Origin of the sequence: Formicincola oecophyllae, from assembly GCF_006542395.2 — a bacterium.
Lineage (GTDB): Bacteria > Pseudomonadota > Alphaproteobacteria > Acetobacterales > Acetobacteraceae > Formicincola > Formicincola oecophyllae.
The window spans coordinates 299788-318796 of sequence record NZ_CP038231.1 but is presented as its reverse complement, the minus strand read 5'-3'; the positions used below and the strand labels follow the sequence as shown (position 1 = coordinate 318796).

23 protein-coding genes and 1 other RNA gene are annotated in these 19009 nt (G+C 60.7%); 12 read left to right on the top strand and 12 right to left on the bottom strand.

What is annotated here, in order from left to right; all coding sequences use genetic code 11:
• Window positions 1-11: 11 nt before the first annotated feature.
• From E3E12_RS01385 to E3E12_RS01345, 9 genes are all read right to left on the bottom strand, one after another.
• Window positions 12-983 (bottom strand): polyprenyl synthetase family protein, encoded by a 972-nt coding sequence (locus tag E3E12_RS01385; RefSeq protein ID WP_141442715.1) that lies wholly within the window; start codon window positions 981-983, stop codon window positions 12-14.
• A 150-nt stretch (window positions 984-1133) separates the two neighbouring features.
• Window positions 1134-1508, bottom strand: coding sequence for an exodeoxyribonuclease VII small subunit (locus tag E3E12_RS08995; protein WP_141442714.1), 375 nt, complete (start codon window positions 1506-1508; stop codon window positions 1134-1136).
• A 172-nt stretch (window positions 1509-1680) separates the two neighbouring features.
• Complete coding sequence (locus E3E12_RS01375; RefSeq protein ID WP_141442713.1) at window positions 1681-1950, bottom strand: sulfurtransferase TusA family protein; 270 nt, start codon at window positions 1948-1950, stop codon at window positions 1681-1683.
• A gap of 142 nt (window positions 1951-2092) precedes the next feature.
• A complete protein-coding gene (gene lepA / locus E3E12_RS01370) occupies window positions 2093-3904 on the bottom strand; it encodes a translation elongation factor 4 (protein ID WP_141442712.1) in 1812 nt (603 codons plus the stop codon).
• A gap of 82 nt (window positions 3905-3986) precedes the next feature.
• Window positions 3987-5351, bottom strand: a complete 1365-nt coding sequence (locus E3E12_RS01365; protein ID WP_141442711.1) for an OmpA family protein — start codon at window positions 5349-5351, stop codon at window positions 3987-3989.
• Window positions 5352-5388: 37 nt separating this feature from the next.
• Window positions 5389-6231, bottom strand: a complete 843-nt coding sequence (locus E3E12_RS01360; protein WP_141442710.1) for an inositol monophosphatase family protein — start codon at window positions 6229-6231, stop codon at window positions 5389-5391.
• Window positions 6232-6348: 117 nt separating this feature from the next.
• Entirely contained in the window at window positions 6349-6912 is a 564-nt protein-coding gene (efp, locus tag E3E12_RS01355; RefSeq protein ID WP_141442709.1) for an elongation factor P, read from the bottom strand.
• A 244-nt stretch (window positions 6913-7156) separates the two neighbouring features.
• Window positions 7157-7486 carry a hypothetical protein gene (locus E3E12_RS01350; protein ID WP_149498210.1) on the bottom strand — a complete coding sequence of 110 codons (330 nt, stop codon included), beginning with the start codon at window positions 7484-7486 and terminating at the stop codon, window positions 7157-7159.
• Entirely contained in the window at window positions 7483-8553 is a 1071-nt protein-coding gene (locus E3E12_RS01345) for a lysine-2,3-aminomutase-like protein (protein ID WP_141442707.1), read from the bottom strand. The genes E3E12_RS01350 and E3E12_RS01345 overlap by 4 nt, the downstream gene beginning before the upstream one ends.
• A 26-nt stretch (window positions 8554-8579) precedes the next feature.
• On the opposite strand from E3E12_RS01345, the gene epmA reads away from it, so the two are divergent.
• Both epmA and E3E12_RS01335 read left to right on the top strand, forming a co-directional pair.
• The gene (gene epmA / locus E3E12_RS01340; RefSeq protein WP_141442706.1) at window positions 8580-9668 is read left to right on the top strand and encodes an EF-P lysine aminoacylase EpmA; all 1089 of its coding nucleotides are present in this window, start codon (window positions 8580-8582) and stop codon (window positions 9666-9668) included.
• 210 nt (window positions 9669-9878) lie between these two features.
• On the top strand, window positions 9879-10271 hold the full coding sequence (locus tag E3E12_RS01335) for a hypothetical protein (protein ID WP_141443979.1): 393 nt from the start codon (window positions 9879-9881) through the stop codon (window positions 10269-10271).
• Between the two features lie 92 nt (window positions 10272-10363).
• Here the strand turns inward: E3E12_RS01335 and E3E12_RS01330 are convergent, their stop codons facing one another.
• Both E3E12_RS01330 and E3E12_RS01325 read right to left on the bottom strand, forming a co-directional pair.
• Window positions 10364-11050, bottom strand: coding sequence for a beta/alpha barrel domain-containing protein (locus tag E3E12_RS01330; RefSeq protein ID WP_141442705.1), 687 nt, complete (start codon window positions 11048-11050; stop codon window positions 10364-10366).
• 59 nt (window positions 11051-11109) lie between these two features.
• Window positions 11110-11577 carry a hypothetical protein gene (locus E3E12_RS01325; RefSeq protein ID WP_141442704.1) on the bottom strand — a complete coding sequence of 156 codons (468 nt, stop codon included), beginning with the start codon at window positions 11575-11577 and terminating at the stop codon, window positions 11110-11112.
• Between the two features lie 168 nt (window positions 11578-11745).
• Between E3E12_RS01325 and E3E12_RS01320 the strand changes: the two genes are divergently transcribed.
• The 5 genes from E3E12_RS01320 (at window position 11746) to E3E12_RS01300 (ending at window position 14426) form a co-directional block, all read left to right on the top strand.
• On the top strand, window positions 11746-12069 hold the full coding sequence (locus E3E12_RS01320) for a hypothetical protein (RefSeq protein ID WP_141442703.1): 324 nt from the start codon (window positions 11746-11748) through the stop codon (window positions 12067-12069).
• Between the two features lie 2 nt (window positions 12070-12071).
• Window positions 12072-12638, top strand: a complete 567-nt coding sequence (locus E3E12_RS01315) for a cell division protein ZapA (RefSeq protein WP_141442702.1) — start codon at window positions 12072-12074, stop codon at window positions 12636-12638.
• A 50-nt stretch (window positions 12639-12688) separates the two neighbouring features.
• A non-coding RNA gene (ssrS, locus tag E3E12_RS01310) (6S RNA) lies at window positions 12689-12842 on the top strand.
• A gap of 74 nt (window positions 12843-12916) precedes the next feature.
• On the top strand, window positions 12917-13528 hold the full coding sequence (locus E3E12_RS01305; protein ID WP_168194342.1) for a 5-formyltetrahydrofolate cyclo-ligase: 612 nt from the start codon (window positions 12917-12919) through the stop codon (window positions 13526-13528).
• A gap of 76 nt (window positions 13529-13604) precedes the next feature.
• A complete protein-coding gene (locus tag E3E12_RS01300; RefSeq protein WP_141442700.1) occupies window positions 13605-14426 on the top strand; it encodes a TIGR00282 family metallophosphoesterase in 822 nt (273 codons plus the stop codon).
• Between the two features lie 24 nt (window positions 14427-14450).
• On the opposite strand, the gene E3E12_RS01295 is transcribed toward E3E12_RS01300, so the two are convergent.
• A complete protein-coding gene (locus tag E3E12_RS01295) occupies window positions 14451-15080 on the bottom strand; it encodes an RloB domain-containing protein (RefSeq protein ID WP_141442699.1) in 630 nt (209 codons plus the stop codon).
• Window positions 15081-15188: 108 nt separating this feature from the next.
• On the opposite strand from E3E12_RS01295, the gene E3E12_RS01290 reads away from it, so the two are divergent.
• From E3E12_RS01290 to E3E12_RS01270, 5 genes are all read left to right on the top strand, one after another.
• A complete protein-coding gene (locus E3E12_RS01290; protein ID WP_141443978.1) occupies window positions 15189-15560 on the top strand; it encodes a DUF3147 family protein in 372 nt (123 codons plus the stop codon).
• Between the two features lie 126 nt (window positions 15561-15686).
• A complete protein-coding gene (locus tag E3E12_RS01285; protein WP_141442698.1) occupies window positions 15687-16106 on the top strand; it encodes a hypothetical protein in 420 nt (139 codons plus the stop codon).
• Complete coding sequence (locus tag E3E12_RS01280; protein ID WP_141442697.1) at window positions 16103-16741, top strand: nitroreductase family protein; 639 nt, start codon at window positions 16103-16105, stop codon at window positions 16739-16741. The genes E3E12_RS01285 and E3E12_RS01280 overlap by 4 nt, the downstream gene beginning before the upstream one ends.
• Before the next feature lie 256 nt (window positions 16742-16997).
• Window positions 16998-18290, top strand: coding sequence for a DEAD/DEAH box helicase (locus tag E3E12_RS01275; RefSeq protein WP_141442696.1), 1293 nt, complete (start codon window positions 16998-17000; stop codon window positions 18288-18290).
• Window positions 18291-18389: 99 nt separating this feature from the next.
• The gene (locus tag E3E12_RS01270) at window positions 18390-18959 is read left to right on the top strand and encodes a DsbA family protein (protein WP_168194341.1); all 570 of its coding nucleotides are present in this window, start codon (window positions 18390-18392) and stop codon (window positions 18957-18959) included.
• The last annotated feature ends 50 nt before the right edge of the window (window positions 18960-19009 follow it).

Below are 19009 nucleotides of genomic sequence, written 5' to 3'. Positions count from 1 at the left end.
GAAGGCACGGCTCAGTTCCTGCGTTCAACGAAATAATCGGCCAAGGTGCGCAGTGTATCAGCTTCAGGGCCAAACACGGCAAGCGCTTTCTTGGCGCGGTCGCTGTAATCACGCGCTGCTGAGGCTGCCCCCTCGATGCCCAATAGGGCCACATAGTTGGATTTGTCGGCGTTTTCATCCTTACCAGCGGTTTTCCCCAGCACCTCTGTGCTGGCTGTGCTGTCAAGGACGTCATCAGCGATTTGAAAAGCCGTGCCCATGTCAGCGCCATAAGCGCGCAAGGCTGCGCGTTTGGGGTCGTTTTCGGGCAGACCTGCCAAAATGGCCCCTGCTTCAGCAGCGTAACGGATAAGGGCGCCGGTTTTGAGGGCATGCAGGCGCGTCACCTGCGGCAGGCTGAGGGCCTTACCCTCCCCTTCAATGTCAATGACCTGACCCCCTACCATGCCAGCTGCGCCAGAGGCCTGGGCCAAAGCCAGCGCCAACGCGGCGCGCACATCGGCAGGGAGGTCCATGGCCGGGTCCAGGATGACACTGAAAGCTTCCGTCTGCAGGGCGTCCCCTGCCAGGATGGCCATGGCTTCCCCGAATTTCTTGTGTGTGGAAGGCTGCCCGCGGCGCAGGTCGTCATCGTCCATGGCAGGCAAGTCATCATGGACCAATGAATAAGCATGGAGGAATTCTACGGAAGCTGCAGCCCGCAACGCAGACTGGCGCGGTGCGCCAAGCAACCCAGCCCCTTCCAGCACCAGGAAGCCACGCAAGCGCTTGCCGCCACCCAAGGCGGCGTAGCGCATGGCCTCAATCAACACGGCTTCTTCCCCCTGGACAGGAGTTAGAAGCGTGCTGATGGTTTCCTCAATCGCTCCACAGGAGGCCACAAGCGCTTCTTTGAGGGGGCGTGGACGCCAGGCCTCCGCCCCTGCTGGGGCATGATGGGGCGCAGCTGCCTGACGTTCGCTGGGGGAAGTTCCGTGGGCCATCAGTGGTTATCATCTCCCATGCGTGTGCGTGAAAATCGGTGAAGGAAACTTAAGGAAAAGGGGCAGGTCTGTGAACACCTGCATTAAATCATGCAGCGCCACTCTGCCACACCTTGTGTGAAACAAGGGTAGGAAATGCACAGGAATTGCCTAGAAAGGAATTCCATCGTCAAGGTCTTGAGAGGTGCCTTGCAGCGCCTGGGGTCCTTCAGGGCTTGCGGGGGGTGTGGAAGGCTTATCTTGGCGCTGGCCTGTGGCCAATTCTGCTGTGATGTCACGCAGGGTGGGCGCTTGGCCAGTGCCATCTTGCTGGATGGCCTGCACTTTCATCTCCGCTTCATTGAGTTTGCGTTCGCAGTGCTGGCGCAACAAGGCCCCACGCTGATAAGCGCTGATGGAATCAGCCAGCGTGCCACGCCCCGCCTCCAAGCTGTGCACGATGTGCTCCAGCTCAGCGAGGGCATCCTCAAAGCTGAGGTCATCCAGCGCTGGTTTGGCAGGGGGTGACGGCACGTTGTCAGGCATGGGAACTCCCGCACAAGGTGGTGGGGTGCAAAACACGTGCCACAAGGCAAGGCTTGCTGGAATCTATTGGGGCTACAAGCCATAGCAGCTTCACGGCCCAACACGCCAGTGCATTGGGCTGTGAAATGGAGCGCATGATGTCAGCAGGCACACCCCAACTCCTGACGATTCTTCAAGGCCCCCCCTTGGTGAGGCGCAGCAACCATTCAACGCCACGTTCACCAAGGGGGGAGGGAGGATGGAGGATTTCCAGTCTATGGCCCTGGCTTGTTGCCCATGCCTGTATGTCCCGGGGGGCGGCTTTGTCTGTGCCGCGCACGATCAAGGCAGCACCCTTTGGCAGAGCGCGCAAAGCGCGGCTGGCCATTAACAATGGCTGGGGGCAATGGAGGTGGCGTGCATCCACGCAAGGCAGACTGTGCAGGTTCGCTGTTGCTGTCATGATTTTGTAAAGCCTAGCCAGGCTGGCGGGATCCACCCGTCCCTCCACCGTTCCAAGGAGCTGCTGCGCATCCCGCCCCTAAAGCTGGAGAGCGTGCCGGTTTTGCCATTCATTGATGCTGGAAAGACACGCAACCTGGCCCTCAATCCATTTTGAGGGCCGCTAAGAAGGCGCTTTGCGGAATCTCCACCTTACCGAACTGGCGCATGCGTTTTTTGCCGGCTTTCTGCTTTTCCAGAAGCTTGCGCTTGCGGGAGATGTCACCACCATAGCATTTCGCTGTCACGTCCTTGGAAAGCGCGCCGATGGTCTCGCGCGCAATTACTTTGGAACCGATGGCCGCTTGAATGGCGATCTTGAACAGCTGGCGGGGGATGAGGTCCTTCAGGCGCGCGCAAATGGCACGCCCGCGCATGTCCGCAGCAGAACGGTGGGCGATGAAGGAGAGGGCGTCAACGGGCTCATGGTTGACCAGGATGGAGATGCGCACAAGGTCGCTCTCCTCATAGTCATCCATCTGGTAATCGAAGGAAGCATAGCCGCGCGTGGCTGACTTGAGCTTGTCATAGAAGTCAAACACCACCTCATTGAGGGGGAGCTTGTAAACAGCCATGGCGCGGTTGCCGACATAGGTCAGGTCAAGCTGAACGCCGCGGCGTTCGCTGCACAGGGCCAGGACATTGCCCAGGTATTCGTCCTGCACCATGATGGAGGCCTTGATCCATGGTTCCTCAATGCGTTCAATCAAGGAGGTGTCCGGCATGTCAGCTGGGTTGTGCAGCAGTTCCATAGTGCCGTCTGTTTTGAACACGCGGTAGACAACGGAAGGTGCTGTCGCGATGAGGTCGAGGTTGAACTCGCGTGACAGGCGCTCCTGGATGATTTCCAGGTGAAGCAGCCCCAGGAAGCCACAACGGAAGCCAAAGCCCAGCGCTGCGGAGGTTTCAGCCTCGAAATGAAATGAGGCATCGTTGAGCTGCAGCTTGCCTAGGCTTTCGCGCAGTTTTTCGAAATCGTCAGCGTCAATGGGGAACAGCCCGCACCACACCACGGGCACAGAGGGCTTGAAGCCTGGCAGGGGGGCTGGGGCTGGGCGGTTGTCCAGCGTGATGGTGTCGCCCACCTTGCAGTCTGCCACCGTCTTAATGGCGGCGTTGATGTAGCCAATCTCCCCTGGGCCGAGGCTTTCAACCGGCGTCATCTTAGGGCTGAACACCCCAAGCTGGTCCACATGGTAGGTGGCGCCTGTTTCCATCATGCGGATTTTGTCGCCTTTGCGCAGGCTGCCTTCTTTGATGCGCACCAGGATGATGACGCCCAGGTAAGCGTCATACCAGCTGTCCACCAGCAGGGCCTGCAAAGGGGCTGCAGCATCGCCCTGCGGCGGTGGCAGGCGTTTGACCAACGCCTCCAGGACGCCTTCGATATTGATACCCGTTTTGGCGCTGATTTCCACAGCGTCTTCTGGGTCGCTGGCTGGAATGCCGATGACCTCTTCAATCTGGGCGCGGGTTTTCTCTGGCTCAGCGGCGGGTAGATCAACTTTGTTGAGGACAGGGACGATCTCATGGTTGGCGTCAATGGCTTGGTAGACATTAGCCAAGGTCTGCGCCTCCACCCCTTGTGAAGCGTCTACAACCAGCAGGGAGCCTTCACATGCAGCAAGCGAACGACTGACCTCATAGGCGAAGTCCACATGGCCAGGCGTGTCCATGAGGTTTAAAATGTAGGTTTTGCCATCCTTGGCAGGATAGGTCAGGCGCACGGTCTGCGCCTTGATGGTGATGCCACGCTCTTGCTCAAGCTCCATGGAGTCAAGGACTTGGCTTTTCATCTCACGTTTGGTGAGGGCGCCGCAAAGCTCAATCAGGCGGTCGGCCAAGGTCGATTTGCCATGATCGATGTGCGCGATGATGGAGAAGTTGCGAATCAGCGAAAGGGGTGTCTCACTCATGGAGCCTCAATACGGGATTTTTGCGTCACTGTCAGCTGGGGGACGTCAAGTGGTTGAACGCTTTCCAGGCCTGTTGGGGGCGTTAGTGTTGAGCTGATGATTCAAAGCCAGGCAGCATGGCAGGCTGGGCCGCTTGTTCAGGAGGTGCGGCAGGCGCCGTGGAGGATGGGGAAATTCTTGGCATTTGCGCTGGAGGGGCTGCAGGCTTGGCTGGGGCGTCCTCTAGTGTGAAGACCGATTCACTCTCAGCTTGCTTTAGCGGAGGCTTAGGGGGGATGGATGGCGCTGGCGTAGTGGGCACAGCAGCATTTGGTTTAGTGGGAGCTGGCGCTGGTTTGGCTGCTGCAGATGCAGATGTTTGTTGGCCCTCTGGTGGTGGGGTGCTTTGGTCAGCTTTAGGCGGTGGCGCGCTGGCCTGGAGCGTTGCACCATCAGCTATGCTGGAAGGGGCAGGGGCTGGGTTGCTTTGCTGGGGGTTCACCAATTTGGGGTTTTTGAGGGCTGCTTCAGCCAGGACAGCGCTTGCGTGCTCACGCGCGCGCTTGAGGCTAGCGGGGTCATCGAAGCCCGGAATGACCTTGACTTGCGCGCCGGGGTTTTGGGTCAAAACAATGTCAACGCGGTCAGCAGGTGCCTTGTCCTGTGCCATGGGCCTGCCAAGGGCCATGGGATAGATGCGTGTGGTCTGCACCCCAGACTGGATGAGGATTGAACGCACCGTCAAATCACGCCCCAAGGCGATGCGGCGCGGCATGGAGGCTTCCGTGCCAGGCAGTGTGGCGTAGCCGCGCAGGACGATGCGTCGCCCAGGCTGGGCTGCCACGGCCTGGCCTAGAAGCTTGATGGCGGTGATGCTTTCCTGGTTCAGCAAAGCGCTGCTGGGCGCGAAGGTCACCCGCAGCCCTGGAGCGCTTGATGGGGGGTTTTCCTCTCGCTCAGCCAGTTCAGCAGGGGTGGGAAGGGGGTCCTTGACGCTTTTGCGCTCTGGCGGGGCTGGTCGGGCAGGCAGGAATGTGACTGCACTGCCAGCTGTGGGCACAGCTGGGATGGCGTCTGGCATGACGGGGGGATGGGTTGGCACCACCACGAAAGGCGGCGCCAGCACTTTGGGCATGGGGGGACGTGGTGGAATGCCCGTCACGGTTGTGTAGCCATGACCACGTTGATGGCTTGATGTGTGCGGCGCGCGGCTCAGCATGGTTTGGGCGTCTGGTGCCCTGTTATTGCGCCGCTCGCTGGCGCGGCGCTCAGCCACATGGTTGATAGGGTGCCAGCCATGTGGGGGGGTGGCGGGTTTTTCGTTGCTAGGGGCAGTGTGGGGCAGGGCAGAGAGGTTCATGGTCACTTGTGCCCAAGCAGGCCCCCTACCCCCCACCAGCACCGCAACAGCCAGCGTTGCTGCTGTGAACGGTGAAAGCAGGATGGCATTGGTGTGCTTGCTGGTCATGAACTGTCATCCCGCTTTAGCTGGTGGGTGGGGCCAGTTATTTTTGGGCGGCAGGCACCAGTGACTGCGCCACCAAGTCACGCAGAGCTGGCTGGAAGTGCGGGTTGCCGGCGATCACGTTGACGTCGCCGTCAAGGGCGCCCAAGTCATCGCCGCTTTCATCAGTGGCGTAACCGCCTGCTTCACGCACCATCAGCAGGCCAGCGGCGCAGTCCCAAGGCTTCAACCCCAGTTCCCAGAAACCGTCAAAGCGGCCTGCTGCTACCCAAGCCAAGTCGAGAGCTGCTGCGCCAAAACGGCGGATGCCAGCCACTTTGGGCATCAGCGCGCCCAGCGTGCGCCCAAAAACCTGCATGGTCGCTTCGGGGGTTTTGGCAAAGGGAATGCCCGTGCCAAACAACGCTTCAGAAAGCTTGCGGCGGTTGGAGACGCGGATGCGGCGTTCATTGTTGAGGAACGCGCCCTGCCCCTTTTCGCACCAGAACATCTCGTCATTGACGGGGTTGTAAATCAACCCAGAGACGATCTCAGTAGTGTTGTTCACTTTGTCGCGGCGCTGCAGGGCAATGGAAATAGCCCAGTGGGGAATGCCGTGCAGGAAGTTGGTGGTACCGTCCAGCGGATCGACAATCCAGCGCCAGTCCCAGTTCTCGCCACCGTCACGGCCGCTTTCCTCCATGAGGAAGGCATAGCCCTGGCGCGCCCTGGCCAGTTCGCCATGAATGATTTTTTCCGCGTTGCGGTCAGCCTGGGAAACAAAATCCCCAGGACCCTTGATGCTGACCTGAAGTTGTTCCACTTCAGCGAAATCACGCAGGAGGCCTTTGGCGGCCTTGCGCGCTGCGGCCTGCATGACGGCCATGTGGGGGGAGAGGCGCATGACGTGATGATCCTAAGTAGAGCGTGTTGGGGCAGGGGAAAGTTTGGCTGGTATGATGGGGCCTGGGGTCACAGGGCTTTGCAGTACCATACCCCATGCCCCCTGAATGGTCAGGCTTTATTTGGCGCGCTCAACATAGGAGGCGTCGTCAGTGCGCACCACAACGCGTTCGCCGGCTTCAATGAAGGGGGGCACCATGGTCTTGACGCCGTTTTCAAGCTTGGCGGGCTTGTAGGAGGAGCTGGCCGTCTGGCCTTTCACCACTGGGTCGGCCTCAACGATCTCCAGCGTGACGTGGGGTGGCAGGGTCACGGCCACCGGGTCGCCATCAACCAGCTTCACGGACAATTCCATGTTGTCCTGCAGGAAAGGCAGCTGTTCGCCCAGCATATCGGCTGGTAGCATGGTCTGCTCGAAGGTCTCAGGGTCCATCAGGACGATGTTGTCGCCATCGGTGTAGGAATAGGTGTAGTCTTTGTCTTCCGTCACCAGGCGCTCAACGGTGTCGGCGGTGCGCCAGCGCTCGTTGGTTTTGTTGCCTGTGCTGAGGTCGCGCATTTCAACCTGGATGAAGGCACCCCCTTTGCCTGGGGTCAGAATCTGCTGCTTAAGCACGGTCCAGCGGCGGCCATTGTGCTCAATGACCTGGCCTGCGCGGATGAGGTTGGCTTGCTGCTTCATGGAATTTCAGTCCTTGCGGGTTTGGTGCTGAATGGGGCGGTGGGCGCCGCTTCTGAGGGCTCCCTTGTCACGCCCTGCCACAATGTCTGCACAGGCCAGCAAGGGCCATGTGCCTACTGCACCAGGGCGAAAGGACCGCTCATCGGGCTTGATGAGCCACATCTTCATGTCTGAAGGGGACTTCTAGCCTGACCACGGCCCAACGGGCAAGGCCGCCACAGCCACGCGGCCCCGCTATGGAGGCTTAGTATGGGCCGCCTTCAACCAGGTAATCCTCCCACATCATCTGGTCGAGCGCGGCTTTGCTCATGGGCAGGCGGATGCCATCCACCTTACCCTGGGCATTGGTGCAGGTGATGTGGTTTGGGCTGGCCGTCCAGTGCACGCAATTGGCATCACCAGCCATGTACCAGTGGCCATCAGCGAAAATGGGCGTGGCGTAGTAATCCCCACCACAGGCCGCTAACAAAAGTCCAACCATGGCGAGGACAGCGGCACGGTTGAAGGGATGGCGCCCCAGCCAGGACTTGGGTGGCGTGGGCAAGAAGGTGGGATGGGCTGCGGAGTTTATCAACGCTGGAAGCTCCTTGTCGATCCGTCTGGCGCCTTGACCATGCCTGGGAAGTTGCCATGGGGGATGGCCTGGAGGTGGTCGGCGTCCAAGGGCACTTTGCCGTAACCACCCGGGATGTCCAGCGTGTAGGTGGGCATGGCGGTGCCACTGATGGTACCGCGCAGCGCTTCCAGTAGGGCGCGCCCTTCTTCAACAGGGACATGAAAATGGGCCGTTCCTGGCGCCGCATCCAAATGGTGCAGGTAGTAAGGCTTGATGCGTGCGCGCAGCAGGGCGCGCAGCAAACCGCCAAGCCCTTCAACGCTGTCATTGACGCCGCGCAGCAGAACGCTTTGCGCCAGCACGGGCACCCCCACCCTCATGAGGGCCCTGACGGCCTGCACAGCTTGGCTGGTCAGTTCTTTAGCGTGGTTGATGTGTGCCACCACCCAAAGCGGCTTAGCGCTGGCACCCAGCACCTCAAGCAAGGCTTGGTCCAGTTTTTCTGGGGCGGCGGTCAGCATTCGGGTGTGGATGCGCACTACCTCCACATGCGCCATGGCGTCAAGGCGCTTGAAGATGGCGCTAAGGCGGCGCGGTGAAAGCATGAAAGGGTCCCCACCACTGAGGATCACTTCGCGGATTTCAGGGTGCGCCGCTACCCAGTCCAGCGCCGCCTCCACCTGGTGGGGGGGTAGCATAGGCGCTTGGCCTGGCCCAACATGGGCGCGCCTGAAACAGAAGCGGCAGTAAAGGGGGCAAACTAGTACTGGCTTGAACAGAACCCTGTCAGGGTAGCGCCTGATGAGTCCTGCCATGACCTCATGGGCTTGGTCGCCAATGGGGTCCTCTACCTCATGGGGGGCTGTTGAAAGCTCCTCCGCTTGGGGGACGACCTGGCGCGCGATGGGGTCATCAGGGTTCCCTGGCTCAATCAAGGCCGCCAGCACGGGTGGCACGGCAACGGCATAGCGCGCTTCCACATGCTCCAGTGCCGTGCGCTCAGTGGCGGGCGCCAAGCCAGCTTCAATCAGGGCCTTGGCGCTGCGGAGGGTGTGCTGGGGTGAAGGGGGCGGGGCTGCTTTCATGGCGTGGGTGTAATAAAGAGCGGTGCATGGTTCAACATCACCCCTCCTCCACGCCTCCCTTGCCCCATGCCTTGCGCGCCTTGGCTGAGAAGGCGCCCTTCCTCAAACGGCGCACCATGATGGCAGCGGGAGTGAGGGCCTTCTTCACCGCCCGCGGCCTGCTTGAAGTGCAGACGCCAGCCCTGGTGCCCGTGCCAGGGGAAGAAGTTCACCTGCGTTGCATGGCCGTGCAGGTTGAAAAGCCTGAAGGCGGTGTGGAGAGGCACTTCCTCCACACCAGCCCAGAATTTGCCATGAAGCGCCTATTGGCAGCGCTGTGCGGCACGGCAGGTATAGACAGGGAGGGACCTGTTCAGGGCCTGTTTCAATTAGCGCGCGTGTGGCGCAACGGTGAGGAAAGCGCCACCCACAGCCCTGAATTCACCATGCTGGAATGGTACAGGCCCTATTTCACGTTGCCTGAGTTGATGGCGGAGACAGAAGGGCTTCTGCGTGCCCTCCTGCCGCCCCGTGTTAAGCGTGGCGGGCACAGCATAGATCTGGCGGGGCCTTTTGAGAGACTGACGGTGGAGGATGCCTTCCTGCGCCATGTGGGCTGCAGCGTGCTGGCGACCTTGCGGGAGACGGCGCCAGGCAATTGGGAAGGGGATGTGGAAGCCTTGGCCCAAGCGGCTGGCACAAAGCGGCGCGGCCATGCCGATGGGTGGCAGGAGAGCTGGGAGGACTTGTTCTTTCGTTTGATGATGGAACATGTGGAGCCACATCTTGGCGTTGCGCGCCCAACGTTCTTGACTGACTGGCCAGCCCCCCAAGCTGCCCTAGCGCGCCGCCGCGCTGATAATGGGCGCGTGGCACTGCGTTTTGAGCTTTACGCAGGGGGGTTGGAACTAGCTAACGCGTTTGATGAACTTACTGATGGGGTTGAGCAACGGCAACGCTTCCAGCGCGACCGCGCCCAGCGGCTGCACCTTCACCCTGACCAGGATTGGGCGCTTGATGAAGCGTTCCTTGAGGCTGTTCCCCACATGCCGCCAACCTGTGGCATCGCCCTGGGGTTCGATCGGCTGGTCATGTTGGCCACGGGGGCAGGGCGCATTCAGGACGTGCAGTTTTAAACAGCGCTGAGCAAGCGCAATGCTTAGGCGGCGCTTCCTCAAAGGTTGCCCTGACTGGGGTGGTGGCCAGACAGGTGCCGGGATGGTAACTCTTGAAACGCCCGCAATCGTCACCCTACCTGCCCAAGTGCGCAGCCTTCCCACCCATCAGTTCAGTCCCAGGCCCATGCCTGGCTTTGGTCCCACCTGATTTTCAATCGGATGACTTCCATGGAAAAACCCTTTCTGTCCCGCCGCGCTGGTGTTGGCCTGGCGCTTGCGTTGCTGGCTTCAGCCTGTGCTGCGCCCGCCTTGCAAAATGCCCAGGTGCTCAACAGCATGGTGGGGCAAAGCGAGCTGAAGTTGATTGAAACTTTTGGCGTGCCCAATTCAAGCTACCAAGTGGGGGGGCACACCTTCCTTGCCTATAGCGCCACCATCACCGACTACACGTCTGATGGTCCTGGCTGGGGCTGGGGTTGGGGTGGTGGTCCATGGGGCTATTGGGATGGTCCTGGTTGGGGGTGGAGCGGCGGTTACGCCACCACCTACAGCTGCAGCACCACGTTTGACATCACTAACAACATCGTCATTAGCTGGAAAATGCGCGGCAATGGCTGCTGATATGAAAACCCCTGTCCAGGCCCTGCTGCGGGGGGGCTCAAGCACTTAAGCGGCCTGGACCACGCCTGGACCACTGAGGATCTTCAGGGGTGCTACGCACCTTCCCCTGCCAGATGGTGGGCTGAACCCTCCAGTACTGCAGCGCCCAGGGCATCGATCGCTGCGCTATCGAGTGTGCCGTCATCAGTCACAGGCAGGGGGAAAGCCACGAAGTCAGCCCCAGCCATGGCCGCTTGGCGCGCCATGTCTGGCCAGCTTTCGGGTGTGCCGCCGCATTCAGCCACAGCTGGCAGCTCAGCCATGGCGTTCCAAAGCGTGAAGAACGCCACTTCAGTGGCTTGGAACGAAACATAATCAGCACCGGCCTCACCAGCTTGCATGGCCTCATCAAGGCTGGCGCAGCAACAACCGGTTTGAGGGGCATCATGACCGGTGAAGCGTGGCAAGGCCTGCCACGCCCCCAGGCTGCTGGCGTGAAGTCCGTCCAAGCGCTGCTGGCCAGCGCTCTTGGCGTTCAGTGGCAGGGAGCGCGCCCGTTCAGGGGGCAGTGGCATGGCCATCAAGGCAGTGCCGCTTTCATGGCAAAGCGTGATAAGGGCGTTAAGAAAAGGTGGGAAGGGCGCTTTGGCCACAGGCAAACGCAGGGCTGCCACATCATCGCGCTTCAAAAGCGCTGGCAGTTGGTCAAGGAGCTTCTGCCGCGCCGCAGGCTGTTCAAGCAGCGCTTCGGTGATGATGGGGTAAAGCTTGGTCATGTTCATGCTGTTGTGATGGGCCATGGGGGCCCCTTTACCACGCATGGCCTAGCCAGAACATGTTTTTGCGTCCAGAGGGGGCCTTACCTCACGGTGGATTCACGGGACGTAACGTAGCGCTCCACTCTAAGCGTTGGCGGGGGGCAGGGCAGAATGCGGTCAGCCCATGGCTCTGCCAATTTGGCACGCAGGTTGCGGCATATGGCATAATCACTCGCAGGACCGCGCTCTGGCTGCAGGGCCTGGAGGGCGAAAGCAGGTGAATCAGCGCAATCAAGTGCCCAGAAAAACCTGTGGCGCCGGGCCGCCCCATTCATGCTGAACAGTTCCCCAGCCAATTCCTGCAGGGCCTGCCACCAAGGCACCCCCAGTGCCCGGCCAGCGCCTGGCGGTGAAACCAGTAGGATGGTTGCGGGAGGTGAGTTTTCCAAAAAAGCTGCCAAGGCCGCCAGTTGGGCAGCGTTTTCCAGCATCAGGGCGGATTCTGGGAAGGCAAGTTGGGGTGCAGTGGTGTTTTTAAGCGGTTTTTCTGGCATGGTGGCTGCCATCATAGCCTTTCCCTGCCAAGGCTGCAGACTTCCAAGCCATGGCCTGGGTTGTGACGCTACAGGACGTTCTATTTGAAGTGTTCTTTTCGAACGTTTTGACTGCAATCTATCCCTCAGCTGAGGGAACATCCTTTATATAGGGATCGTGGAAAAGGCCATCAGGAGGATGTCATGACAGACAAAAGCCCACAGACCGCAGCAGCCCCTTCCGTTTCATCACCTTCCCTTTCATCAACTGACGGCGCAAGCGCGGCCCCTGCAGCTAATAATGCCTTGGGCGAAGGATTGGCGCGCGCTGAAAAGGCCATGCAAGGCTTGGCTGAATCGTTCCGGCAGCGCGAAGCCCTCCTGCAGACTGAGCGCACAGCCCTTGAAGGGGCTCTTCAGGCCCTTGGGCAGCGCCTGGGTGAGGTTGAAGGCCAGCTGCGCACTTTGCTGGCTGACACCGCCCCTGATGCCAAAACCCCTGAAAGCGCCAGCGGAAGCGAAGGCTGACCGTGGCCCAGCTCAGAATAACCATTGGCACATCAACCTTTCCTGTGGCTTGCAGCGATGGTGATGAGAAACGCGTGCGCGAGCTGGCAGACGAAGTTGAGAAAAAGCTGGACATGGTGCGCCAGCACCTTGCCCCCACCAGCGAAAGCCACGCCCTTTTCCTGACTGCGCTGTTGATGGCCGATGAAAAGGACGATGCCCGCGCAGCTTTTGAAAAACGCCTGGCCAGCCATGGTGATGACGTCCAAAACCGTTTCGCGCAGGAACGCACCCAGGCCAAGCGCCTTGAGGCGCAGGCTGTAGCGCGCTTGAACCATTTGGAACGCGCCCTAACGGAGCTGGCTGCCAGCATGGTCCTGCCTGGCCAGGAGCCTGCGCCAGGGGAAAGCCAGCCTGGGCGCCCTTACGAACCGCCTGCAGGGGCGCCGTCCACGGAACCTTCAGCTGCGCCCAAATTGCTGTCCAAGCCACAAACCGCAGCCCCCAAAGCTGCGCAAGAAGCTGCCCCCACGGCAGGTGCCACGGCTTCGAACGCAAAACCCACTGCTGGCCCCCAGCCCCAGTCCTGAAACCAAAGGACTTGCAGAGGGGGCCTGAATGGTGCCATGTAAGGACCAAGGCGGGGCTGCCCGGTGCGTCAGGCTACGAAACCCCCGGGCCGTAAGCACATCCCAGGGAGCTGGCTCTGTCGTGACTTTGGTCATGTTATCCGGCACCCACCTGACTAGTCAGGTCTGGGAGGTTCACACGCCAACGGCCAGGGCGGCCCCGCTTTTCTGATTGAATGATGTCATCACCACCTCCCATAGCCATTATGCGGGCACAGCCCCACCTCCTGGGTGGGAAGGTGCCCCCGCACGCTGTGGAAGGGGAGAAGAGGCGTTTGCGCGCTTTGTGTGGCAAAGCCCGCACTGTGCCCCTGCCAAGCCAGAACAACGCTCTCTGCGACCGCCTGGCCCAGCATCTATGGATGCATGGCCGCCAACATAGACACGACAAGGGGCGTGCCTTGGTGGTGGGGGCTGTGTGGCCCCTTCCTGGTGAGGTGGATTTGCGGCCCCTTTGCAGGCGCCTGGCTGGTTACGGAAGGCTCTTCAACGTGGCCTTAGCTGAAACCACACCAGCTGGCACGGCATTGCGTTTCAGGCGTTGGCAGCCAGGAAGCGCCATGGTGCAAGGCCGTTATGGCACGTGCCACCCCAAAGGGATTGTTCAGCGTCCTGATGTCCTGCTCGTGCCTTTGGTGGCCTGGGATGAACATGGTGGGCGGTTGGGTTATGGTGGTGGTTATTATGACCGCACCTTGGCAGGGCTTTTTCCGCCAGGGCAGCCTGTACAGGCGCTGGGGTTCGCCTTGGAAAGCCAAAAAGTCCCCCACGTGCCGATGGGCCCTCATGATGTGTCCTTGCCCTTCATCGCCACAGAAATGGCCCTTCACGCCACGGCCGCTGCTTTTTGATGGGCACGCAGCCCCAGTTGCATCCCCTTGTCAGGTGGCCGTCATGGTGCGCCTGCCCTTTTGTTAGGCTTGTGGCATGAAAATACTTTTTTTGGGTGACATTGTGGGGCGCAGTGGCCGTGACGCTGTTTGCCAAAACATGAAGCGCTGGCGCCAAGAACTCCAGCTAGACCTGGTCGTGGCCAATGGGGAGAACGCCGCCCATGGCTTTGGGCTGACGCGCGCCATCGCAACGGAACTGTTTCAAAGCGGCGTTGATGTCGTGACGCTGGGCAACCACGCATGGGATCAAAGCGAGATGGTCAGCGCCATCGGCGCTTTCCCGCACCTCATCAGGCCTTTGAACTATCCGCCAGGAACGCCTGGCCACGGTGCAGTGGTGGTTGAAGTCAAACCAGGCTGCAAAGCGCTTGTCCTCAACCTTATGGGGCGGATCTTCATGGATCCGCTTGATGATCCTTTCCGCGCTGTGGCGGAATTGCTGAGTAAACACCGCCTAGGCACCACAGTTCAAGCGATCGTGGTCGACATCCATGCGGAGGCCACGTCAGAGAAAATGGGCCTGGCCACCTTGTTGGATGGCCACGTTTCCCTGGTGGTGGGCACCCACACCCATGTGCCCACAGCCGATTGGCGCATTCTGCCTGGGGGCACAGCCTATCAGACGGACGCCGGCATGTGCGGCGCTTATGACAGTATCATTGGCATGGACAAGACCATTGCCCTTGAACGTTTCACCAACAAGGTCAAGCGCACGCGCCACCAGCCTGCCCCTGGCCCTGCGACTGTATGTGGCCTTTATGTGGAGGTGGACGACCGCACAGGCCGGGCCACCCAAGTGGCACCGTTCAGGCAAGGTGGGTTCTTGAGCCAGGCCTGGCCAGCTTCCAATGTTTGAAGGAAGCGTTTGGTGGTGGGGCGTTCAACGCAGCTTTTCCCACAAGGGCGCCAAGGCTGGGTGGCGTGCTAGGCGGCCCATGATGTCATCGCTGCTGGCAAATGGTCCAGGCTGGCGCCCGGAGCGCAGGAGATAGTTCCAGTCCAGCTCATGGGCATGGCAGCTAAAGTGTTCCTTGAAAATTTGTTTGGGGGAGCGCGCTGTGCCGGTTAAGGCAGGAAAAGGCCCCACAACGCCAGAGGGGCCTCCAACAGCCAGGATGTCCCATAAAGTGCGTTCAAAACAGGGTTGGGAAACCACCATGTGGTGATGGTGGTCATCAGCCACCTGGCGCAAAGCGCGCACCACGGCAGGCTGGTCAGCGTCCATCATCAGCAGGACATGGTCATAGGTCTCAGGCTTCGATTTAGCTAGGGCATGGCGCATCCTCTCAGCGCCGCCTGCTTGAACCAGGCTCAAATTGCACCGTTTCGCGCGCAGGGTTGGGCGGAGGGCCTCAAGGAAATGCTGTTCGGCCACCCCCTCCACAACCGCCAGGAGGGATGAATGGTGGCTGCGCGCTTTGCGCCGCGCCAGGGTGAGGGCTTTGCGCGCCGCTGCTTCCTCTTTGGCCTTGCGTCCTATGGCTCCTCCTGCTGTGATGGATGAGGTCATAGGATTGTGGCACAAGCCTGGGCAGGCGGACATGGCGCCCGCCAGTCCAAGCCCCCATCATGGTTTGGGCAAAGCAGTAGGGAACAGTGTGAAGTGGCTTCTTCCTTCATGGCGGCGCTGGCCTCCCCCGCAGGGCTTTTCACCATCAAGGCCGCCTTTTCAGGCCTGCTGATTGCTGGTGCAGCTACTGTGGCGCAACGCTGGCCTGGCTTGGGGGCGCTGGTGGTGTCACTGCCGCTGCTTTCCATCATGACGATGGTTTGGCTGTGGTGCGAAAAGCCAGACCGCGCCCTAATGAGCGCCCACAGCACAGCGACATTCTGGTATGTGTTGCCAAGCCTGCCCATGTTCCTGCTCCTGCCATGGTTGCTGGGGCATGGTTGGTCCTTTTGGCTGGCCTTGGCGGTGGGGTGCGCGCTGACTTTTACCCTTTACAGCCTCACCGTGGTTGTGGGGCGGCACTGGGGGTTGCCTTTGTAAGCGTTGCCCCTGGTAGCCAAACCATGGGAAAACACGCCATCACTATCAGTGTGAAGTTTTACGAAGTGAACTTTTCACATCAAAGCGCTGCCCCACTGTCAAGAATGGGAAACTGGAAGTACTGCCATGGACGATTTCACCCCACCCGCGCCCAAGCCTGGGCTGCGCCCAGCGCCCATGGGCGGCTTTGTGGCCAACAGGGCGCCTGCGCCAGCCCCCACCCAGCGCCCCGCTTTGCCTGACACCATCATAACCCTGAACCCTGGGGAACGCGCTGCGTTGCGCGCTGCCATCATGGGCAATGGCGGCGTGCAAAGGGTGTTCTGGGGGTTTGCCTCCCGTGTTGACAATGGGGGGCGCATGCGCCTGACAGATGAGGAAGTGCAGTGGCTGCGCCGCCAGCTGGCGCCCCTGCCAGAAGGTGCCACCCCCACACCAACACGCCAGAAGCTTGAGGTCATTTTCGCGCGCACCTTGTACGAGCTGGACCAATCCAACGCCAAACATGGCCTTTCGGGGGCGCCAACGGCAGGAGAGCCCTCATGACAACCCCAACCCCTGTTCTGCCCCAGGTTCTGGAAGCCATCACCCGCCGCCGCGCGGTGCATGACTTCACCCCCAACGACCCTGTCCCTGATGATGTTCTGAAAGCTGTCATGGAAGCCACGCGCTTGGCACCAACGGCCTACAACATTCAGAATTACCGTTTCGTGCTGGTGCGTGACCAAAAGCGCAAAGAGGCTTTGCGCGCCCTTTCCTTCAACCAGCCGCCTGTTAGCGAAAGCTCAGTTGTTGTAGTGGTCTGCGCTGCAGATGACGCCTGGCGGCAAAACCCGGAGCGCTATTTCAAGGGGATGCCCGCAGCGCGTGCGGAAAGCTACATCCAGGACATGATGCCAGCCTACTTCGCTCAGCCCAATATGCCCCATGATGAAGGCATCCGCTCAGGAGCGCTGGGCGCGATGGCCTTGATGCTGGCTGCCCAGGCTTATGGCCTGCAGTCACTGCCCATGACGGGCATTGACTTCGCCGCTGTGGGGCAGTTCGTGAAGCTGCCGCCCAACCACCAGGTGGTGATGTTGGTGGCGCTGGGCCACCAGATGGCAGCACCTGGGCCGCGGTTGGCATTGCTGCCTTATGATGAGGTGGTGCTGGAGGAAGCTTTCCCAGGGGCTGGCTGAAAGCCTGCCCAGGCGCTGCCAGGACAAGGCTTTGTGCTGGGTTGTGGCTGTAGGGCTTGCGGAGGGGGCGTGGGGCGCTTATAATCGCACCATCCAAGTCCCCTTTTATTGAGGGGACAGGCCAGCTGCGGGAAAAGCCCTGTCAGGGATGACCTTCCACATATTGGCCACCGCCTGGGTCAACCATTCCCTGTTGCCTTGGCGGTTGCGCGCCTTTTTCAGAGGGTGCGCCACAGTTGGGAAGAGACCTGATACAATGACAACATTTGCTGAACTTGGCCTGTCTGCGCCCCTCCTCCAAGCCCTTCATGAAGAGGGCTACGAAAAGCCCACCCCCATTCAGGCTGGCGCCATTCCCCCCCTGCTGGAAGGACGCGACCTTTTGGGCCTGGCGCAGACGGGCACAGGCAAAACGGCTGCGTTCGCGCTGCCTATCCTCGATTACCTGGCCACCCATCCAGGCCAGCCCAAGCCACGCGGGGCGCGGGTGCTGGTGCTGGCCCCCACGCGTGAGCTTGCTGCCCAGATTGACGCAAGCTTCGCTGCCTATGGTCGCCACATGAAGTTCAGCCATGCGGTGGTGTTTGGCGGTGTTGGTCAAGGCCGCCAAGTGGAGGCCATGAAGCGTGGCGTTGACGTTCTGGTAGCAGCGCCTGGGCGCTTGCTTGACCTGGCAGGCCAAGGCTTCATCGATCTTTCCACGCCGGAGATTGTCGTGCTGGATGAAGCGGACCGTATGCTCGACATGGGCTTCATCCATGACATCCGCAAAATCGTTGCCCGCCTGCCTGAAAACCGCCGCACTTTGCTTTTTTCAGCCACCATGCCTGACACCATCAGGGAGCTGGCCCATTCCCTGCTGAAGGACCCAGCCACCGTTCAGGTCACACCAGAGGCCAGCACCGTTGACCGCATTGACCAGAAGGTCCTGTTTGTTGACGCGCCTGAAAAAAAGGATGCCCTCCTGCGCTTGATTAAGGATGAGGCCGAAGGGGGCGTTGAACGTGCTGTTGTCTTCACCCTGATGAAGCACGAGGCCAACAAGATCGCTGAATTCCTGGAAAAGCACGGCATCCCGGCTGCCGCTATCCACGGCAACAAATCCCAGGGCGCGCGTGAACGCGCCATGAACGGCTTCCGTGATGGAACGGTGAAGGTCCTGGTGGCAACTGACATCGCAGCCCGCGGCATTGATGTTGATGGCGTCAGCCATGTTTTCAATTACGACCTGCCCAATGTGCCTGAATCCTACGTCCACCGCATTGGTCGCACAGCCCGCGCTGGGCGTGAGGGGGTAGCTGTCTCCCTCTGTGATGCGGAGCAGCGCGCTTGGCTGCGCGAGATTGAAAAGCGCATCGGCAAGCCTGTCCCGGTTGAGCTTGACCACCCCCACCATTCGGAAGCGGCGCGCACCTCCACCTTGCCGCCCCCTGTGCTTGGTGGTGGCCGGCGTGGCGGCGGTGGCAGGGGTCGTGCTGGTGGCCGCCCCTCCGGCGCGCGCCCTGCGGGCCGTTCCGGTGGTAGCAGGCGCCCTGCCAGGGGCCGTTGATCACTCTTTGTGAACAGCCTTTGGCCAGGGAAGGGCGCAGGGCCTTGACACTAACCTGACACGGGCCAGTCTGGTGGGGTCAATAAAGGGATAATGGATATGGCGGCAGCAAAACCATCTTTCCAGCAAGTGCTGAGCTGGGGCGCAGGCCCCATGGCGTTGGATGTATTCCTGGACCCCACATGCCCGTTCTGCGCGCGCACCGTGCCCAAGCTCATGCCGTTGCTTCAAGCCATGGGGGAAAGGCGGCTGACATTGCGCCTGTTCCTTTACGACCAGCCCTGGCACTTGTGGTCTGGCCCTTTGATTCGGTGCATCCTGGGTGCCGCCTTGGTTGGTGGCCCTGCCCAGGGTCTGGCTGTTCTGGAGGCCATTACAGCCCACCGGGACGACTTCACCTGCACACAGGCCCTCCATGCTGAAGGCCCCGCCATGGACATGACGCCGCGCCAGGTGGTGCGGAAAGTGTCCGCTCTTACCGGGCTGGACTTGGCGGAGCCTTATGGGCTTGAGGCCGTCACTACCCTTTTCCGCCAGCAGACCCGCTATGGGCGCCAGAATGGCGTGTGGATGACCCCGACTTTCATGGTCAATGGGTTGGTGCAGCCTTCCCTTGAAAGTGGCCAAAGCGTTGAAGCGTGGGTGGGGGCCCTTAGCGCCCTTGGCTAACGCTCCCCTTCAGTAACTCAGTGACAAGGTACCTGCGCGCTTGTGGCACC